At 48.0% G+C, this 16,674-nt stretch carries 16 protein-coding genes; 11 read left to right on the top strand and 5 right to left on the bottom strand.

Features of this window, described 5'->3' with window-relative positions; all coding sequences use genetic code 11:
* Positions 1–311 precede the first annotated feature (311 nt).
* Positions 312–602, bottom strand: a complete 291-nt coding sequence (locus tag NH461_RS17405; RefSeq protein ID WP_261603882.1) for a hypothetical protein — start codon at positions 600–602, stop codon at positions 312–314.
* A gap of 290 nt (positions 603–892) precedes the next feature.
* Here NH461_RS17405 and NH461_RS17410 point away from each other — a divergent pair, with 290 nt between their 5' ends.
* Positions 893–2,416 (top strand): DUF2235 domain-containing protein, encoded by a 1,524-nt coding sequence (locus NH461_RS17410; protein ID WP_261603883.1) that lies wholly within the window; start codon positions 893–895, stop codon positions 2,414–2,416.
* Between the two features lie 236 nt (positions 2,417–2,652).
* Here NH461_RS17410 and NH461_RS17415 read toward each other — a convergent pair whose 3' ends face one another.
* Positions 2,653–2,901, bottom strand: a complete 249-nt coding sequence (locus NH461_RS17415) for a hypothetical protein (protein WP_261603884.1) — start codon at positions 2,899–2,901, stop codon at positions 2,653–2,655.
* A 444-nt stretch (positions 2,902–3,345) separates the two neighbouring features.
* Between NH461_RS17415 and NH461_RS17420 the strand changes: the two genes are divergently transcribed.
* From NH461_RS17420 to NH461_RS17450, 7 genes are all read left to right on the top strand, one after another.
* A complete protein-coding gene (locus NH461_RS17420; protein ID WP_261603885.1) occupies positions 3,346–3,783 on the top strand; it encodes a GNAT family N-acetyltransferase in 438 nt (145 codons plus the stop codon).
* Complete coding sequence (locus tag NH461_RS17425; RefSeq protein WP_261603886.1) at positions 3,768–4,358, top strand: hypothetical protein; 591 nt, start codon at positions 3,768–3,770, stop codon at positions 4,356–4,358. Before NH461_RS17420 ends, NH461_RS17425 begins: the two co-directional genes overlap by 16 nt.
* Before the next feature lie 160 nt (positions 4,359–4,518).
* Positions 4,519–4,833 carry a DUF4144 domain-containing protein gene (locus NH461_RS17430; RefSeq protein ID WP_261603887.1) on the top strand — a complete coding sequence of 105 codons (315 nt, stop codon included), beginning with the start codon at positions 4,519–4,521 and terminating at the stop codon, positions 4,831–4,833.
* Between the two features lie 171 nt (positions 4,834–5,004).
* Complete coding sequence (locus NH461_RS17435) at positions 5,005–5,409, top strand: hypothetical protein (protein ID WP_261603888.1); 405 nt, start codon at positions 5,005–5,007, stop codon at positions 5,407–5,409.
* Positions 5,384–5,827 (top strand): cytidine deaminase, encoded by a 444-nt coding sequence (locus NH461_RS17440; protein ID WP_261603889.1) that lies wholly within the window; start codon positions 5,384–5,386, stop codon positions 5,825–5,827. The genes NH461_RS17435 and NH461_RS17440 overlap by 26 nt, the downstream gene beginning before the upstream one ends.
* A gap of 107 nt (positions 5,828–5,934) precedes the next feature.
* Positions 5,935–6,399, top strand: a complete 465-nt coding sequence (locus tag NH461_RS17445; RefSeq protein ID WP_261603890.1) for a dihydrofolate reductase family protein — start codon at positions 5,935–5,937, stop codon at positions 6,397–6,399.
* 243 nt (positions 6,400–6,642) lie between these two features.
* Positions 6,643–7,866: a HEPN domain-containing protein gene (locus tag NH461_RS17450; protein ID WP_261603891.1), complete on the top strand. Its 1,224-nt coding sequence runs from the start codon at positions 6,643–6,645 to the stop codon at positions 7,864–7,866.
* A 299-nt stretch (positions 7,867–8,165) separates the two neighbouring features.
* On the opposite strand, the gene NH461_RS17455 is transcribed toward NH461_RS17450, so the two are convergent.
* Together NH461_RS17455 and NH461_RS17460 are read right to left on the bottom strand one after the other, a co-directional pair.
* On the bottom strand, positions 8,166–9,209 hold the full coding sequence (locus tag NH461_RS17455; RefSeq protein ID WP_261603892.1) for a hypothetical protein: 1,044 nt from the start codon (positions 9,207–9,209) through the stop codon (positions 8,166–8,168).
* A 1,163-nt stretch (positions 9,210–10,372) separates the two neighbouring features.
* Entirely contained in the window at positions 10,373–11,572 is a 1,200-nt protein-coding gene (locus NH461_RS17460; protein ID WP_261604566.1) for a DUF3103 domain-containing protein, read from the bottom strand.
* 292 nt (positions 11,573–11,864) lie between these two features.
* On the opposite strand from NH461_RS17460, the gene NH461_RS17465 reads away from it, so the two are divergent.
* The 3 genes from NH461_RS17465 (at position 11,865) to NH461_RS17475 (ending at position 15,779) form a co-directional block, all read left to right on the top strand.
* Complete coding sequence (locus tag NH461_RS17465) at positions 11,865–13,196, top strand: D-serine ammonia-lyase (protein ID WP_261603893.1); 1,332 nt, start codon at positions 11,865–11,867, stop codon at positions 13,194–13,196.
* Between the two features lie 268 nt (positions 13,197–13,464).
* On the top strand, positions 13,465–14,790 hold the full coding sequence (locus tag NH461_RS17470; RefSeq protein ID WP_261603894.1) for a sphingomyelin phosphodiesterase: 1,326 nt from the start codon (positions 13,465–13,467) through the stop codon (positions 14,788–14,790).
* A gap of 8 nt (positions 14,791–14,798) precedes the next feature.
* On the top strand, positions 14,799–15,779 hold the full coding sequence (locus NH461_RS17475) for a chromosome partitioning protein ParA (RefSeq protein WP_261603895.1): 981 nt from the start codon (positions 14,799–14,801) through the stop codon (positions 15,777–15,779).
* 43 nt (positions 15,780–15,822) lie between these two features.
* Here the strand turns inward: NH461_RS17475 and NH461_RS17480 are convergent, their stop codons facing one another.
* The gene (locus NH461_RS17480) at positions 15,823–16,671 is read right to left on the bottom strand and encodes an ABC transporter ATP-binding protein (RefSeq protein WP_261603896.1); all 849 of its coding nucleotides are present in this window, start codon (positions 16,669–16,671) and stop codon (positions 15,823–15,825) included.
* Positions 16,672–16,674: the final 3 nt, after the last annotated feature.

Consider the following 16,674-nt stretch of genomic DNA (forward strand, 5'->3'; position numbering starts at 1 on the left):
GTCTCGCAGTACATGCGAGCTTGGATCAGCCGCAGAGACAGAACCTTACTCACGCATTGGGCGTATGTATGAGTTCAGGATGTTGATTCGGCGGCAGTGAATCAAAGAGGGATTCACTGCCCAAGCTAAGCGATTTGCGGACGCTTCAGGTAAGCGATTTGAACAGCGAAGATGCACGCGAGCAGACGAGCGAACTGAGTCATATTGAGCACCTCCGGTCAATATGGGTAAGCAATGGCGATCATAGGCCTGCCGGGTGAAAAGTCAAGCCTGCTGGTTGAATCATGAAAGTTGTCCAAATCAATGGCAGGTTAGTGCTTGCCGGTTTGATTTTGTTCATTTTCCAACGCTTTATCGGTGATCTCTTTGTACAGATTGATCAGGCTGGCAGCCAGGCTTTGCCATTCCGGATGACGCTCCATCAGCGGCATGGCACGATGTGCATCTTCCAAGACTTCTTTCAGAAACTGAATATCGAGATCATTCAGGGTTTCGCCGTTATCAACGCGTTCTTTCATCGATAATGCGCGGGGCAGGCGTTGCGATTCCATCCGTTCAGCCACTGCTTGCAAAATACCGGCATCTTTTTCTTCTTTGTCCATCAGTGTCCCACAGGTTCGAGTGTATCGATGAGGATATTGTAGTCGCTTCTCCCTGGGAAAGCGTCTGTCGACTGCTGAATTTGCTAGCCGGATCGAATGGGCCGTAAAAGAACTCTCGAGTTGGTGATGATGCGACAGCCGTCTTTCGAGGTATTTCCATAAACGCTGAGTGTACGGGTACAACACGCCATAGAATCGTTATTCTGAGCCATTGATCACACCGTATTTCACGTTTGCTGGCTAGGTTTAATGATGTCGTATAGCGAGCTTAGGTTCATATAGGGAAAGCAATGGCTTATTTAATCGTCTGCTGTGACGGGACCTGGAATGATCCGGAAAACAGCGATGATGGCGTTTCGAGCCCCACCAATGTGCGGCAGATCTTCAATTTCCTGCCGTCAAAGCCCGATAAGCAGGAAACTCGTTATCAGTCTGGTGTGGGTACCGGCGGGTTTATCGATCGTGCAGTGGGCGGGATTTTGGGCTATGGGCTCAGCGAAGACATCCGCGACTGTTATCAGTGGCTGTCCGATAAATATCAACCCGGCGATCAGATCATTTTGCTTGGATTCAGCCGCGGTGCTTATTCTGCCAGGAGTCTGGCCGGCATGATCGCCCGTTACGGTCTCATTGACTTTTCCTATGTGAAAGATGTCGATCGTGACAAAGTGGTAAAGCAGATCTATCGGGAAGGGTATCGCCGTCAGGAATCACGTAGTTATCTTGAAGTCCACTATCACCTCGATTTTTATCCTGATTCCGATCAGGTGAAATTTCTTGGCGTGTGGGATACCGTCGGTGCGCTGGGGATCCCCAATGACAAGGCATTGCTGGATCTGTTTGATAACCCGAAAAATTACGAGTTCCACGATGTTTGCCTGAGTCCCAAAGTCGAATGTGCTCGCCATGCGGTGGCGATTGATGAAGAGCGGGGCAGTTTTTGCCCGACGTTATGGGCAACCGGCCAGCATCCGGATGTCAAACAAGTCTGGTTCCCGGGTGTACATAGTGATGTCGGCGGGGGGTATCGGGAAAATGGGTTATCCGATGGTGCCTTGCAATGGATGATTGACGAGTTGAAACAGAAAGTTCCGGCTTTGCTGTGGGATCCGCTCCAGGTGTCGCAGGTCGTCCCGAATCCGCAAGATGAGCTGCATGAATCACACAAGGGCTTCATGAAAGTGTTGGTGACTGCGCCGCGTTCCATTCCGAACCTGGATCAAAAAAAGAGCCAGGAGAGCCTTCATACCTCCGTCCAGGCACGTCGTAAGCAACCGCCCCGTACCCATGGGCCCTATCGCTCCACCCAACTATTGTCACCGCAGCACCCCGTCACCGTTGATATTTACGCCAGGCACCAATGGTACTGGACCGGCATTTATTTAGAAGCCAACCGGACCTATCAGTTTAACGCGACCGGTGCCTGGGTGGATTCCAATATCCCTTGCGGGCCGGGCGGCACCATAGACAGTAAGTTTTCCCCGGGAGAATTGCTGCGCATGATGGGTACGCTGACCGGGAAACTTGAATCAGCCTTTAAAAGCATTTTTGATAAAGAGGATGCCAACTTTGTCGGCACCAAGCGGGTTGAAAGCTCGCCCTGGTTCTGCCTGATGGGCGCCATTGCCAACAGCGAAAACCCCGGCAAAGACGGCACCCACGGCCAACTGCGGATTTTCGAGATAGGGGAAAATGCGATGTTCACACCGAAGAAATCCGGTTATCTGTATTGCTTCGCCAACGACGCCTGGGGCTTTTACGGTAACAACCGGGGTTATGTTACGCTGACGGTAACGCAGGGGGATGGGGCGTAGGGTGGGTGTATAGGGGCAATATATTGTTATTGCCCCAAACCAATTTAGAGCTTAAAAGTTGAGACAACCTTTTGTGTCTTGGTTGACCTATTTTATCTAATGACTAACATTAACTTGGTCTGGAAAAAGTATACTTGGGTAAAGCAGAAGCATGCTCTATTTTACCGGGCAAGCCTCTTAACAGTGTGAGTACATTATTTGATATCGCTAAAAATTGATCGTATCAATAAAGCCCGTCAGTCGAGATACCAGTTTGTCGCATAAATCACTGAAAGGACGAGAAGGACTAGAAGAACTGGGAGGGCTAACATCCTTGCCAACTTTTTCATAAAGCTTGGTTTATCAAAGACCACGCCTTCTGCTTCCCTCACTCTTCTCTCTTCATCAAAATGCCACTTAATAGCTAAGTAGGCTCCAATACCTAATACAATAAGCTTAAAAGCTCCGGCAAAGTACGGAAAGATGTTAGCCCAACTGCCGTTCATTATCTATCTCCATCAGATTAAATATCGATTTTGCGTTAGCATAATCAAAGGTTCATGTTTAGTGCGCACCCAAAGTCAGGCGTTCTAGCCTGCGCAAGTCTACTGCTCGCGCTAGCTGTCCACAACTCTCTTTGCAATACCTGTAGTGATTGGTGGTTTGCTAAATTAGCAATAGCACTGGCAGATTGTTGTCCAAAACCGTGATAGACAAGGTTTGCGTTGCCTCTCGCCGTGATGCCCCTTGAGTTGTGCTTACGGCTGGCGAACCACCTTTTCCGCCTCCGTAAACTCTGGGAAAACCGCCTGAATAGAGGATACCCCCTTGATCAGAACTGGTTGCATATCCTCCTTGTTTGTGAGTAACTTAGCGAAAAGTTGAAATGAGCAGTTCAGGCTGCCGTGTTCACCAGTCGCCCTGGATTGCCGCTCTTTATTGGAGAAAACATGGAAGTACGATTCTTAGATCACGATTCAGATCACTCCGCGGTGCTTGAGGTGCTGCTGCAATTGCGACCAAGCTATGACATCGACTCATTGTCAGCCCAGATCAAAAAACAACAGGCGAACGGCTACCAGGTTGTTTACGTGAAGTCTCCGGACGGTATTCTCGCAGTGGCGGGTTATGTGGTGGGGGAAAAACTGGCTTGGGGCAAATATATCTACATCGATGACTTAGTCACCAATGCAAATCATCGTTCCAGTGGCGTTGGCAAGTTTCTCATCGACTGGTTCAAAGCGTATGCCCTGGAAATCGGGTGCGAACAAATCCATCTCGATTCCGGTGTTCAGCGTTTTCCAGCCCATAAGTTCTATTTACGGGAAGGGTTCCACATTGCGAGTCATCACTTTTCTTTGCTGGATGTGAAATGTTCGAACCTTTAATCGCTGATAGGGATGAACTGAAGCTGGGAATCTCGGCACCTGAAGCTGGCTCAGTTGATCAGGAATACTTCATCCCTTTAAGCCAACTTTCAAAGGCGCTGATACTGGATTCATCTTTTGATCTTCTGTTGGTTTCTGGTGCTTCTCCTCAGCAAGCGCAAATCGTCACTGCGTCCTGTGAAAAATCAGCAACCGTTGTCGCCTTTGTTGAAAGCCCATCCGCTGATATGACTGCGATTTGGGACGTTATGGTAAATCTTTCAGGCAAGCTCTTTTCTAATGAAATGCCGGATAATATTGATGTGGCTGATGTTCGTAACTTAGTTCAAGACTCTGATGTGTTGTTTGCTTTTAACTGTAAAAATACAGCAATCGATTATCTCGCGGATCAGGATTCAGGCGAGGTTGTCGGTGGGATTTATCTTGCCCATCGCCATACAGATTTAGCTGAATATGAATCAACCAATCAGCAACTGCTAAGGTATATCTCGGCGTATGGCTACTTAAGTTCAAGTGTTTACCGTCGTGGTCGCGCGGACAGTACGATCTTGCTGGGCATCAGAGCCTTGCTCTGATGATCCTATCCGTGGATACTGCACGGATGTTCGGCTCGGTCAGTGTAGCCTTCAGAAAGTGATATGGGATCGCCTGTGATGACACAATTGAACTGACCAAATGTATTAAGCCTGATGAGGGGAGAGCCCCTGTTATTCGTGATGTTTACAGGAGAAATTGATGATTGCGTGGCCTTGCGTATTTCACCTCGAAGGTGATGACGAACTGATTTATCTCGCTTCGGAATCTGAGTTCATCAATGAGTCGGAGTCGCTGATCTGGGGTGAAAACGACCGAGTCATCGATTCAGCCGGTCAAAGCTATGGCTTATTGTCAGGCGAAGCCGGCAATATTGAACTCAAGCCGTGTGGGCATCGGTTGGCACTCAGCGAGGTAACCGCGCTGGTGCAAGCGCATGAGTTTTCAAAAGCAGAAATGTGTCTGACCAAAATACAATTTCTATCCATTTCCGAAGCAATCAGCTCGGTGTCTTGAGACAAGTTAATATCCGATGTGGCGTGTGGCTCATCAGCTTGCCCTGGTGAATCGCTCTGTGGATACTGATATGATGTTTGGCTGAGTCTGTGCCATCTTCAGATTGTGGTTTGAGATCACCGCCGATAAGGGCGAGCCTGATTGATTCATGAGAGTACAACTGGGGGCTATATGTTTTTCACGTTGTTGTTCGTCACATTTGCTTTAGCAATCGCTGTCTCATTTTGTGTCGTTAAAATATTCGACAGTCCAATTGCCTCAATATTCAGTCGAATTATTCAGGACCCAATCAGCAGTGCATGGCATAAATACGTGACGTTTGCAGCCTATGTGGTGGGTATTTCTGGTGGGGTAAGAATATATCAGCTCGAAAGGTATATCAGCGCACCTCATAAAGATACGCAAATACTTGAACTCACCGTTGAAAGGTGGACGCTGGAAGTGTATCGAACCATTATTGAAACGCTTCAGGCAATTGCGTGGATGTATTTGGTGGTATTTATATTCGCATTAATTGCCTATGTCATCGTGCGAGGATTTGAGTTAAAGCATGGAAAACTTAACAGTTCAAAATAGTAGTGACGCGTGTCAAATAGAAAAAGACCTTTACGACGCAGCCGTTCAGCTCATCAAATCGCGTTATCCGGCAGGTTGGGGTGGTGCTGCCGCAGTGAGAACGGCTTCCGGCAAAATCCTCACCAGTATTGCGCCAGATGTGAACAATGACGCTTTATCGCTCTGTATGGAAGTTGGAGCGTACTTGGAAGCGCATAAGCTTAACGAAGCGGTGACTCATTCATTGTGCTTGTGTCGCGAAGACGAGCAGAGCGAATTTCTCATTTTATCCCCTTGTGGGGTTTGCCAAGAGCGTTTAGTTCATTGGGGGGGCGATGTGAAAGCAGCGATATCCACCGATAGTAATCATTTGGTTTTTAAAACGATACGAGAGCTGATGCCGCACCACTGGTCTTTGGTGAATGGTGATGTGTTGTAACAACACGAACTGGGGATACTTTCTCCGGTTCGTGATCAAGCTGATTACCTCTGTCAAAGCCTGATGAGAGAGCGAAGTTATGGGTGTGAGGTCTGGAGGAGAACAACGTGAAAGTTTCTGCATATATGGCGCAAAGCCTGGATGGGTATATCGCCGGACCAAATGGAGAACTGGACTGGCTTGAAGACATCGAGAATCCGGAGGGGAGTGACTTTGGCTTTGCCGAATTTATGTCCACTGTCGATGCATTGCTGATGGGGAAGCATACTTTTGAAAAAGTCGCTTCGTTTGGCTTCTGGCCATACGACAAGCCTGTTTACGTGGCCAGCAATTCATTGACATCTCTGCCTGAGGAGCTGGAAGATAAAGTCACGATTGTTTCCGGAAGTTTGTCGGATATGCTCGCGCAACTTGAGTCCCGCAATGTCAGATCCGTTTATGTTGACGGTGGTCAGCTGATTCAAAGCGCGCTTCGCCATGGTGTGCTCCGTGAAATAACCGTGACGACGATGCCGGTCATCCTTGGTGACGGTATTTCGCTGTTTGGCCCGTTAGAGAGCAAAGTGACATAATCTGACAGGTTGCCCTAACTCGGTTCTGCCCCTTTATGCGTTAGCCCTTTGACTCATTCACATCCTGTTCATGCACTTTTTCCCTAGTAAAAGTTATCCATTCTTCTAATGCTGTTCGCTGTGAATCCCTGTGATGTTCTACGGGGGTACTTTCAACGATCACATGAGGTCTGAGTGGTTATTGAAGTTAAAGTCGTTGAGTGTACAATGAAATAATAATAAGACATTAGGAATAGTAATTGTATGAATCAACGAATAATTAAAGCTATAAATACGTCAGTTGTAGAAGGAAACATACAGCAACTTACCCTATGGAAAGCTCAAGATGATTGGCGTAATTATGCGAAGGCATTCGGTGCATCGCGTAATTCCATAAAATTAGCGGATCTTATTGAAGAAAAACATCCTAGGTTATCTTCTTCAAAATTTCGCGCTGGAGGGCATGGTGAAAAAATTAATGCATTGTATTTGGCGAAATGGTTAGTTTTAGCGGCTTCTACGGTTGGGGCAGAACTTGCTTATTCGTCTTTGCTAGAACTTGAATCTTCATCAGATGTTGTGGTTTATAATATGTCACTGATTAGTGGGGTTGATTTTAAAGGGAAAGTAGAATTAATAGATGGTATTTATTTTTGTGATTTTGATAATTTACCCAGTACAATAAGGGAAAATGTAAATAACAAATTAATAAATTTATCTTCAAATATTTCATCTAGTGATAGAGTTCACCCGCCCTACACATTTCTATGTCAACCCATGGAAAGCAAATTACTTTCAAATGTTCTTAGTGATGCTAACATCAATACTATTAAAGGTTACGTAAATAACGAATTTTTAATAACTAATTTTCTATCTTTATTCGCTTCTAACCACGCTCCTTGCATTGAATTACGTTGGTGTATTTTAGAAGATGCCACACCTCTTTCTGGCATAATAGACACACATTCAACTCAATACTTAGAGGTTGTTAAGCCTAAACATTATGATTCATGGAATGGTATTGACGCTGAACAAATTACTCATTTATTTGAAAAATACTTTTCTATGAATGAGAAGCTTAGATTGCCTTTAGATATTTCTTTGGCGCGTCGCAGTCAGGCTATGAATACTTGGAATGATATAAATAAAGCTATTGACTTAGGTATTTCTCTTGAGTCGATATTAACAAAACCTGATACTAATGGAGAGCTAACTCTCCAAATAAAAATTATTGGTTCAAAATTGGCGTCTTCTGACCTTGGCAAGCGGAAGGAAATATCTTCTTTATTAAATGCAGCATACAGTATACGCTCCTCTGCCGTTCATAATGGCATTCTTAATGATTCTTACAAAGTTAACGGTCGAGGGAAATTAAAACCTAGTATTATTATGGATGAAACTTTTCCAATTTTGAGGGATTGTTTAGTAAAAATTATTGAAAAAAATGGATTAACTAAAGATGACTATGAAGAACTGTTTTTTTCGTAATTTTATCGCTATGTACAGAAACAGCAGTTCCGAATTACTTAGCTGATATTCTGAGTCGCTTACAAGTACAGATTCTATTTTAATAAATACGATGCTTCAGTTTCACGATGGTTAAGTATTAAAATAACTTTACTATACTTGAAGTTATCAATGAATCACTTGAATTGGTATGAATGCTAACTTGGAGTTGTACAGTTGTGAGTTGCGATACCAGCAGACCGTCTGTACCGGTTTAGTCATGACTTACGAGCAGATGTATAATATCGAGTATGAGCTACTACAACTCCACAATTCAGAATTTACTTTTGCTTACTTGCACTTAATTTCTCAGTGGCATCAATCAAGATAACGTGATCAGTCTTTAACCCTAAATCTTTGTACTCTTTAATATTTTCAATTAGTTGGAAGTATGATTTACTAGGATTTCCCGAATTGAGTACGATATAGATTCCTTTGTCAGTTTTTTCACTACGCTGGTATTGAGTTAGCTGATGAACTAGCCCATTGAGGACATTTTGGTTTTGGGATAGTTTAAGTTCTACGCAAATTTTTGAGCCGTTTCCTTGGGAAAATTTGAAATCAACGATACCATTTCCAGTACTTGTTTCTGGTGAGATATCGACATCATATAGCTCGCATATTCTGCCCAAAACGGCCTCGAATATACGTTGAAACTGCTTCTCTGGTTTGGAACTCAAACTTCGCCATAAACCTTTTTCTTCGACACGATGTTTAAATGACTCAATCTCGGTTAGTAACCAACTGTATAGCTCGTCTTCGTTCATCTTTAGTTGGAAAAAAGACTTTCTACTGTTCATTAGAAAACCAAAGTTATCATCAATTAGCCTCAAGTGATGTTGAATGCCGATAAAGTTCTTTGTTTCAATTCTACTGGCTATTTGAGAGCTTATATCAAAGAGATGTTCAAACATTAGCCAAGCTCTAAATACTTTGTGATCAGTCTCTCCTTCAAACTCATAATCAGCTATTAAATACTCGTTAAAGCCCTCTTCGTCATGGCTCCTGAAATAATCCAAGATTTGACTTTGTGCATAGAATTTTCGACTTTGATTGGAGTTGTACTTGAGTTTGAATGCTAGAAAGTCATGGAAGGTTGTTACTTCCATTCTCTCTATATGGGTATCACCATACGACGGAATATTATCGATGTTATAGTTGTAATAGCGGGCATTGCAGGTAGCTCTATCATACTCATGATAAACGGTTTTAGCTTCTGAAGAATTAGGGTTAATCAGAGGCGAGGTATACTTAAAGATGTGGTTCCTTTCGGTGACGATAGATGACTCAATACGATTTTTTAATTCTTTCATCTCATCAATCATAATCAAGTAGTCCCGCTGATTCTAAGCATTTGTTGATTGTAATTAATTTATAGATAATAAACAATTTAAAGTTGAAGGGACGGATGGGGCGTCTTACCTTTCGTCTATCTAAGTTTCTCTTACTATAGATAATCCATATATCGCTAAATTAGCAAAATCATTGACACGTTTTTGTCCAAATCCGCGCCAGCTCGTCTGGAGTAACTTGGGATCAGCAGCAGGGTGAGAGCACGTATGTTCACTTTTTGAACATCTGTGAATTTCCTTGGGCTGGTTGAGTATTTATTAGACACCTCATGCATTTCACACCTGTGGCAGATGGTTAAAAATTACTCTTTTTGTAGATCCCAACGTGCCTTTCGTGTGGCGACTTTACAATTTGTTAACTCACGCTCTCACCCTGGGATCAGCAGAATGCAAAATTGGGGTGTTTTTCGATAAGCGCCGAGCCAGAAACTCGACGCCTCTATCGTTAGATAGTTACCGCAAACCAACTGTGGTAATCATTACTCCGCTCAAGCACTCCCTTGTTAGAAAGTCGTATTAGGAACCTCACCCTGACGACGTAATCCATCCATCCCTCTACCTCTAGAATTTCGAGGGGATTAGATAAGCGCCGCGCATGAAGATATTCTGCCGCAAGCTGATAGCATGTGTTGTTTGGACGCTTTGGCGTCAGAGTGAGTTGGTTGGTCGTGAAAGCTTTAGAGATATATTGCATGGTAGCTCCTTCAAAATAAGTAAATGAATGAAGCCGTGATGGGGTATGTGAATCAAGGACAAGAACACCACGGCCAGAGCCTTTAGTGTCCAGACTACTATGCTAGAGTCATTGATGAGGGCATCACCACCATACTTGACCAGCTCCCAAATAGCAAGACTATGCTGTACTTAGCCAAGAATCCATTAGTTTTTATTATTAACTTTGCTACCTATTAATTGGCCTAGGCAACTCGCTTTTGTCCAGTTGTGAGTTACGATACAAGCAGTTCAACTATACGATCTAGTTGTAACTTTCCAGCGGATGTGTAAGAGCGAGTATGAGCGACTCTATATCAGGTGGTAGCGGCCTGATCGATGTGCTAAACGGCCTTATCACTCGATGACAAGCCTGCGTATTGCAGGCTTGTTTATTGTGCATCGCACGCACTTGTGCAGATGCCCTACTGAGTTGGGTCAATCGTTAGCGGCGTAAAGGTCGCCGTGGCATTGTTGCCTGCTGCCGTGTAGTCCGTATAGGTCTGGCCTTGGCGCAGGGTGTAGTAAACATCAATAAAGTCATCGTCGTTGGTCGCCCAGCTATCCGGGATCGCTTCCAGTACTTTGCCGGTGAGCTGTGGAATCACCGCATAAGCCTGCACTTCCGGATCGGGAATCGCCTTCAGGGCTGCGGTCGCCACTTCTAATAATGCGCGCGCTAAGTCTTTGTAGTTGGTACCGTCATCTTTCTCCATGAGCAGCATATCAGCCGCCGACCAGCGGTAGCGCTGCCAGTGGATCATCACCTGGTTCGGGAAGTAGTCTGTCTCACTGTAGTCCAGATACGGCATGTCGATGATATCCAACACCGGCTCATCACGGCTTGGATTCACCCCCGTCACAATTGCGTACACTTCCGCTTTGCCGGAGATCCAGGGTTCCTGATCATCTTTCAGGCGGATTTTGCTCAGCACCGTGGTTGAGATGCTGGGAACCTCTACTTGCGTATTAAAGTCACTTGCGGCCGCTGAAAACGATTGGTGTGTCATTGAGCGGGGTGCGGCATCGGGATGATGTTCCCCTTGCAAGCGTTTAATCTCATCATTCATTGCTTTGATACCGGCTTCCAGCTCTTTGCGGGAATTGGTATCAACGACGAGCACCGGGCGATCCGGCACCTCATAGACATCCAGTAGGTGAATATTGCCGTCGATATCGTAGGCTTCGATGTACTGCCAGTGTTGATCGTTCCCTTCCGGTTCCCAGGCAAAAAGCGGGGATTGGCCTGCCTGCCAGCGGGCCAGCATGGATTGATCCGCCAGGCGTAGTTCCATGATGGTGTCGGTATAGCTGTCGATGCCTTTTTCGACCCGTAAAGCCTCATCCATTGCCATCATCGACTGCGCAAATGGTGCCGCACGTTTGCTCTGCTTGAGTTCGTTGAGGGGCGCATTGAGCTGGTACTGGCTGATCGTGCGATGCAGAACTGGTGCCAGCTGCTGGTACTGCTGGCTCAAGCTCAAGGCTAAGGTGCGTTTGGATTCTGCTGTGGAGACTACCGTAGATGATGTGGATGCGATAGATGCGGGTGAGGCTGGTGCCGGAGATGCGTCTACCGCACCGGTTGCTAAAATCCCGGCCGCGATGGCAAGAGGTCGTGTCAGATACATTTGAGGGGTCCTTATAAGAGTTTTTATTCTAATTTATACGCACTGCAATGCAGCACATAAGTTTGTTTATGCCACTGAATGAATCAGGCGAGCAACAAGCATGTTTCTAACTGTGAGATGCGTTCAGTGAATGATAGCCATTCTCATAGGGAATGGCGTGGGTTGTGGCGGTTTAGCGTTTACCCGTCGCGCCGGATGCTGTCTAATATGAAAAACAACAACAGATAAACCAGATATGGCGTGTCGGGCAGTGCCCGGTGTTCGCCTTCAAATGACAGGGACTGACATGAGTGTATTGAATACTGAACAACTGATCCGTGACTTTCCGTTAGTGAACCAGCTGATTGCCCTGGAAGAGGTCTGCTGGTTTAACCCGAACAGTACAACGCTGGGGGAAGGCTTGCCTTATGTCGGACTGGAGCAGAAGGATATCCGTGATGCCAGTGACCGTCTGAAACGATTTGCGCCGTATCTGATGAAAGCGTTTCCGGAAACCGCGGCATCGAACGGGATCATTGAATCCGACGTTGTCGCCATTCCTGAGATGCAGCGTGCCTTGTCGGCGCAATACGGTACTGAAATCACCGGGCGACTGCTGCTGAAAAAAGACAGCCATTTGCCGATCTCCGGTTCGATCAAAGCGCGTGGCGGGATCTATGAAGTGTTAACCCATGCGGAAAAGCTGGCCATGGCGGCGGGCTTACTCACGGAAGCTGACGATTACAGCAAGTTGTTGAGTCAGGAATTCAGAGATTTTTTCAGTCAATACAGCATTGCGGTTGGCTCGACGGGCAACCTGGGAATGTCCATCGGCATCATAAGTGCCAAGCTGGGGTTCTCGGTGTCGGTACATATGTCCGCTGATGCGCGCGAGTGGAAGAAACGTAAACTCCGCTCGCACGGGGTGACGGTGGTCGAGTACGCACAGGATTACGGGGTCGCGGTGGCTCAGGGACGAAAAGAGGCCGAGCAGGATCCGAACTGTTTCTTTATCGATGATGAAAATTCGAAGACTTTATTCCTGGGCTATTCCGTTGCTGGGGAGCGGGTGAAACAACAGTTCGATGCGCAGGGAATCACGGTTGATGCCGAGCATCCGCTCTTTGTTTATCTGCCATGTGGCGTTGGCGGTGGCCCCGGCGGGGTGGCTTTCGGCTTGAAGATGGCCTTTGGCGATCATGTCCATTGTATTTTCGCCGAGCCGACTCATTCCCCCTGTATGCTGCTGGGCGTTCACACGGGCTTGCATGACGGCATTTCGGTGCAAGATATCGGGATCGACAACGTGACCGCAGCCGACGGCTTGGCGGTAGGGCGCGCTTCCGGTTTTGTCGGCCGGGCGATGGAAAGGTTGCTGGATGGGTACTACACCATCAGTGATGAGCGGATGTATCGCCATCTGGCAGAGTTGAGCCGGTACGAAGCGATTCAGTTGGAGCCGTCTGCATTGGCGGGCATGATGGGACCGGTTAGGGTCACCAGGGATCAGGCATACCGCGCGCGTTTCGGGCTTGATGAGCAGACGATGAAAAACGCCACCCATTTGGTCTGGGCCACCGGCGGCGGGATGGTACCGGATGAGGAAATGGCGGTCTATCTCGCTCAACCCCAAGATTAATCCTCACTCATCAGGCACGGCCCCGGCTGTGCCTGATGTCTTCTGGTGTTCACTTAAACATCATCTTTCTGAATCGACGCTCTCCAAATTTTCCGAGACTGCTTTAAAACCTGTTAAACAACAGGGAATTGCCACTTAGATTGGAAGCGGTTTATCACTTCTAATATGCGGTAAATGTTTTCATTATCATTTTCATCAATTGATCAAGAATCTGTAACGTAAATACTCTAACTTCGGCCATTCTTTTAGCAAAACAAAAGGATGTACCATGAATATCAAGCAGTGGACCGCAGCGCTTCCTTTGATGCTGGCCGCACCAGCCATGGCGGATACCGATGTGTATCTCACCAATAATTCTGATCAACCGCTATCGATCCAGATCAAGCACACGGGAAGCGATCAACTGCAATTGGGCGAGGAATGGCAGCAGCACACCCAAACATTAGGCCCGTGGGAAACCAAAGCAGTGATGAGCTTTAACCGGTGGGAAGGGGTGGAATCGGGCCAGACGTATCAGTTTGAGACGGTGGTTTCCAATGTCCGGGGTGAAAGCGTCACACTGTTCCAAAAAATGGCGGGACACTGGTACAACTCGACCATCGAGCACGGCGTCACCGCAGCGGATGTCCCGCTGGCCCTGAAAGATGACCGAAATGTCCATCGTTACCAATCGGCATCGTTTGGGGAACGCGCGGTCGAGCTCGCCTTTAAGTCAGAAAGTACGGCCCGCTACGACGATTTGTACTACACCATTACACCGGAAAAACAGGATGAAGGGGTCGATCCGGATGCCAATACCCTGAAGATGATGACGTACAACATCTGGATGCTGCCGGCGGTGGCCTCTCATATTGACGACCGGTTCGATATCATCCCGGCGCATGTCAAAGGCTACGATGTACTGGCGCTTCAGGAAGTGTTCGCCGGTGGCCGGGATGCATTTCTGCGCGAGCTTGCCAAGGAATATCCGTACCAAACCAAAATGCTGGATCAGGATGGGTTTAACATCCATGACGGTGGCGTGATGATTGTCAGCCGCTACCCGATTGTGAATCAGGCACAGTATGTGTTCCCGGATTGCAGCGGCACCGACTGTTTTGCCGATAAAGGGGTGAACTACGCGGAAGTGATTAAAAATGGGCAGGCGTATCATGTGTTCGCAACCCATACCGCGTCGTTCGATACCGATACGGCCCGCGAATACCGCCAGCGCCAGTTCAAACAAATGCGGGATATGGCCCGGTCACTGAATATTCCGGCTGACGAAACCGTGGTCTACAGCGGCGATTTCAACGTGAATAAGCTGAAATTCCCGGGAGATTATCAGCAGATGATGGCCAATTTGAATGCAGCCGAGCCAACCTACACCGGTTATACGGCATCTACATTTGATCCGCGCATTAATGACTTTGCCGGAGAAGCGCTGTCCGGCGGCGAAAATGTTGAGTATCTCGATTATGTGATGGTGAGCGAGGAGTACGGCCAGAAATCGGAAAACACCAACCGGGTCGATGTTCCGCGAACCACCGATGAGCGACTGTGGCAGCATTACAACCTGTCGGATCACTTCCCGGTTACGGCGGTGATTAAGTAATGGGGCGCATGTTCCCGATCCTCATGCTCGCCGCAATGGCGGGCATGTTTCTGGTGTTTGAATCGGACGAGGATGCCGAAGTGCCAACCGGCAATCGTACAGGGACGGCGGAATCTCGCGAAGTACATACCGTCGCTGAGCATAATTTCCCAGCCGCTGTGACCGGCCAATCGACGGAATTGACCTCGACAGTCGAACCAATATCAGTGACAGCGTCACAATCTCCTCTGCCGGCAAACCTCGAAGCGAACAGTCAGATCCTGAATCAAGCCTCTGGTCGTGAGCTGCGGGATGCATTAGAAGCATTCTGGTTGGCATGCGGTCAGCAAGAAAATTGCCTTCATCAGCTGCGCACGATGGAGGGCAGGCTGGATGCTGATAGATATGCTTTGCTGGCAGACTATCCGGCCATGAAAGGGGGATGGCAGCAAACACTGGGTGAGCTGGATTTGGCGCAAACGCCGGATATTGCCGAGCGGGTTGAAGCGGTGAAAACGCAGGCAATTGCCGTCTGGGGAGCCGATGCCGATCAGCTATTTGCGGATGAATTTGCGTTATACGATTTTAAGCTTGAATCCCGGGCACTGGCGGACGCACCACCAGAGACATTCATCGATCAATATCAAGCGCTGGTGGCGACATGGCAACATCGTGCAGGTGCTTTGGCCATCGACAGCAGTGCTGGCCGATATGAACAAGCGGTTGCGCTGATCCCGGTGAGCTACAGTCCGCAACAAAAGCAGCGCCTTCGAGCGCAGCTGGCACAGGTTTATTTAACGGACTTTGAGCAAGCGGCCATCACGCAGCGCCAGGAGCAAGTGGCGCAACAAGCGAAGCAGGTGAGTGACTATCAGTCTGCCCTGAGCCGGCTCAAACAGGATTTGGCCGAGCAGCGTGCGACGGACGCTGTGTCGATGCCGGAAGCTCAATGGCAAACCTATTCTCAGCAACAGATAGCCGACTTCCGCCGGGATTTCTTTGCTCAGTGATGTTTGTTGAGTACGGTTTGTCCAGCTTTCTGAGCCAAAACAGCTACAAAATCCGGCCATCTTTCATCTCAATCACACGGCTGGCGCGGCTGGCACGCGCCAGATCGTGAGTGACCATCAGGACGGTGACTCCTTCGCGATTCAGCGCCTCAATGGTTTGCATGATCTCATCCCCAGTGTGCTGATCCAGATTCCCGGTGGGTTCATCAGCCAGCAAGATCGACGGGTCGCCGACCAGCGCCCGGGCAATGGCGACCCGCTGGCGTTCGCCGCCGGACAGCTCCTGCGGCTTGTGGCAGGCGCGCCGGGTCAGTCCCACTTTCTCCAGCACAGATTGGACTTTGCAGGTGCGCTGCTGGCGGGTGAGTGGCCTGTAGAGCAGCGGCAGTTCGATGTTTTCCCGCACATTGAGTTGTGGCAACAGGTGGAAGGCCTGAAAGATAAATCCGATTTGGGCATTGCGGACACGGGACAAGGCGGCATCGGAGAGAGTGTTGACCCGGGTGCCGTCCAAGCGGTAGTTCCCCTGCGTCGGGCGATCCAGACAGCCGATAATTTGCAGCAGGGTTGACTTGCCGGAGCCGGACGTGCCGGTGATCGCGATGTATTCGCCGGGCATCACCATGAATGACACCGCATGCAGTGCGGTGACATCCGTCTGGCCCATCGGATAAGTCCGGCTGACGCCGTCGAGGTGAACCAGCGCGTCCGCGTGATCCCGAGGATCTTGCTTGTCAGACGTTTGGGGGCCAGGCTCTTGGTTGCCGGTCTTTGGGCTGCCTGGCTCTTGGTGACTAGGCTCTTGGTGACTAGACTCTTGGTGAATAGGCGCTTGGTAAATAGACGCTTGGTGCATCGCCCCTTGCCGAAATGGATCGGATGTAGATTTCATGGC

Source organism: Photobacterium sp. TY1-4 (assembly GCF_025398175.1).
GTDB lineage: Bacteria > Pseudomonadota > Gammaproteobacteria > Enterobacterales > Vibrionaceae > Photobacterium.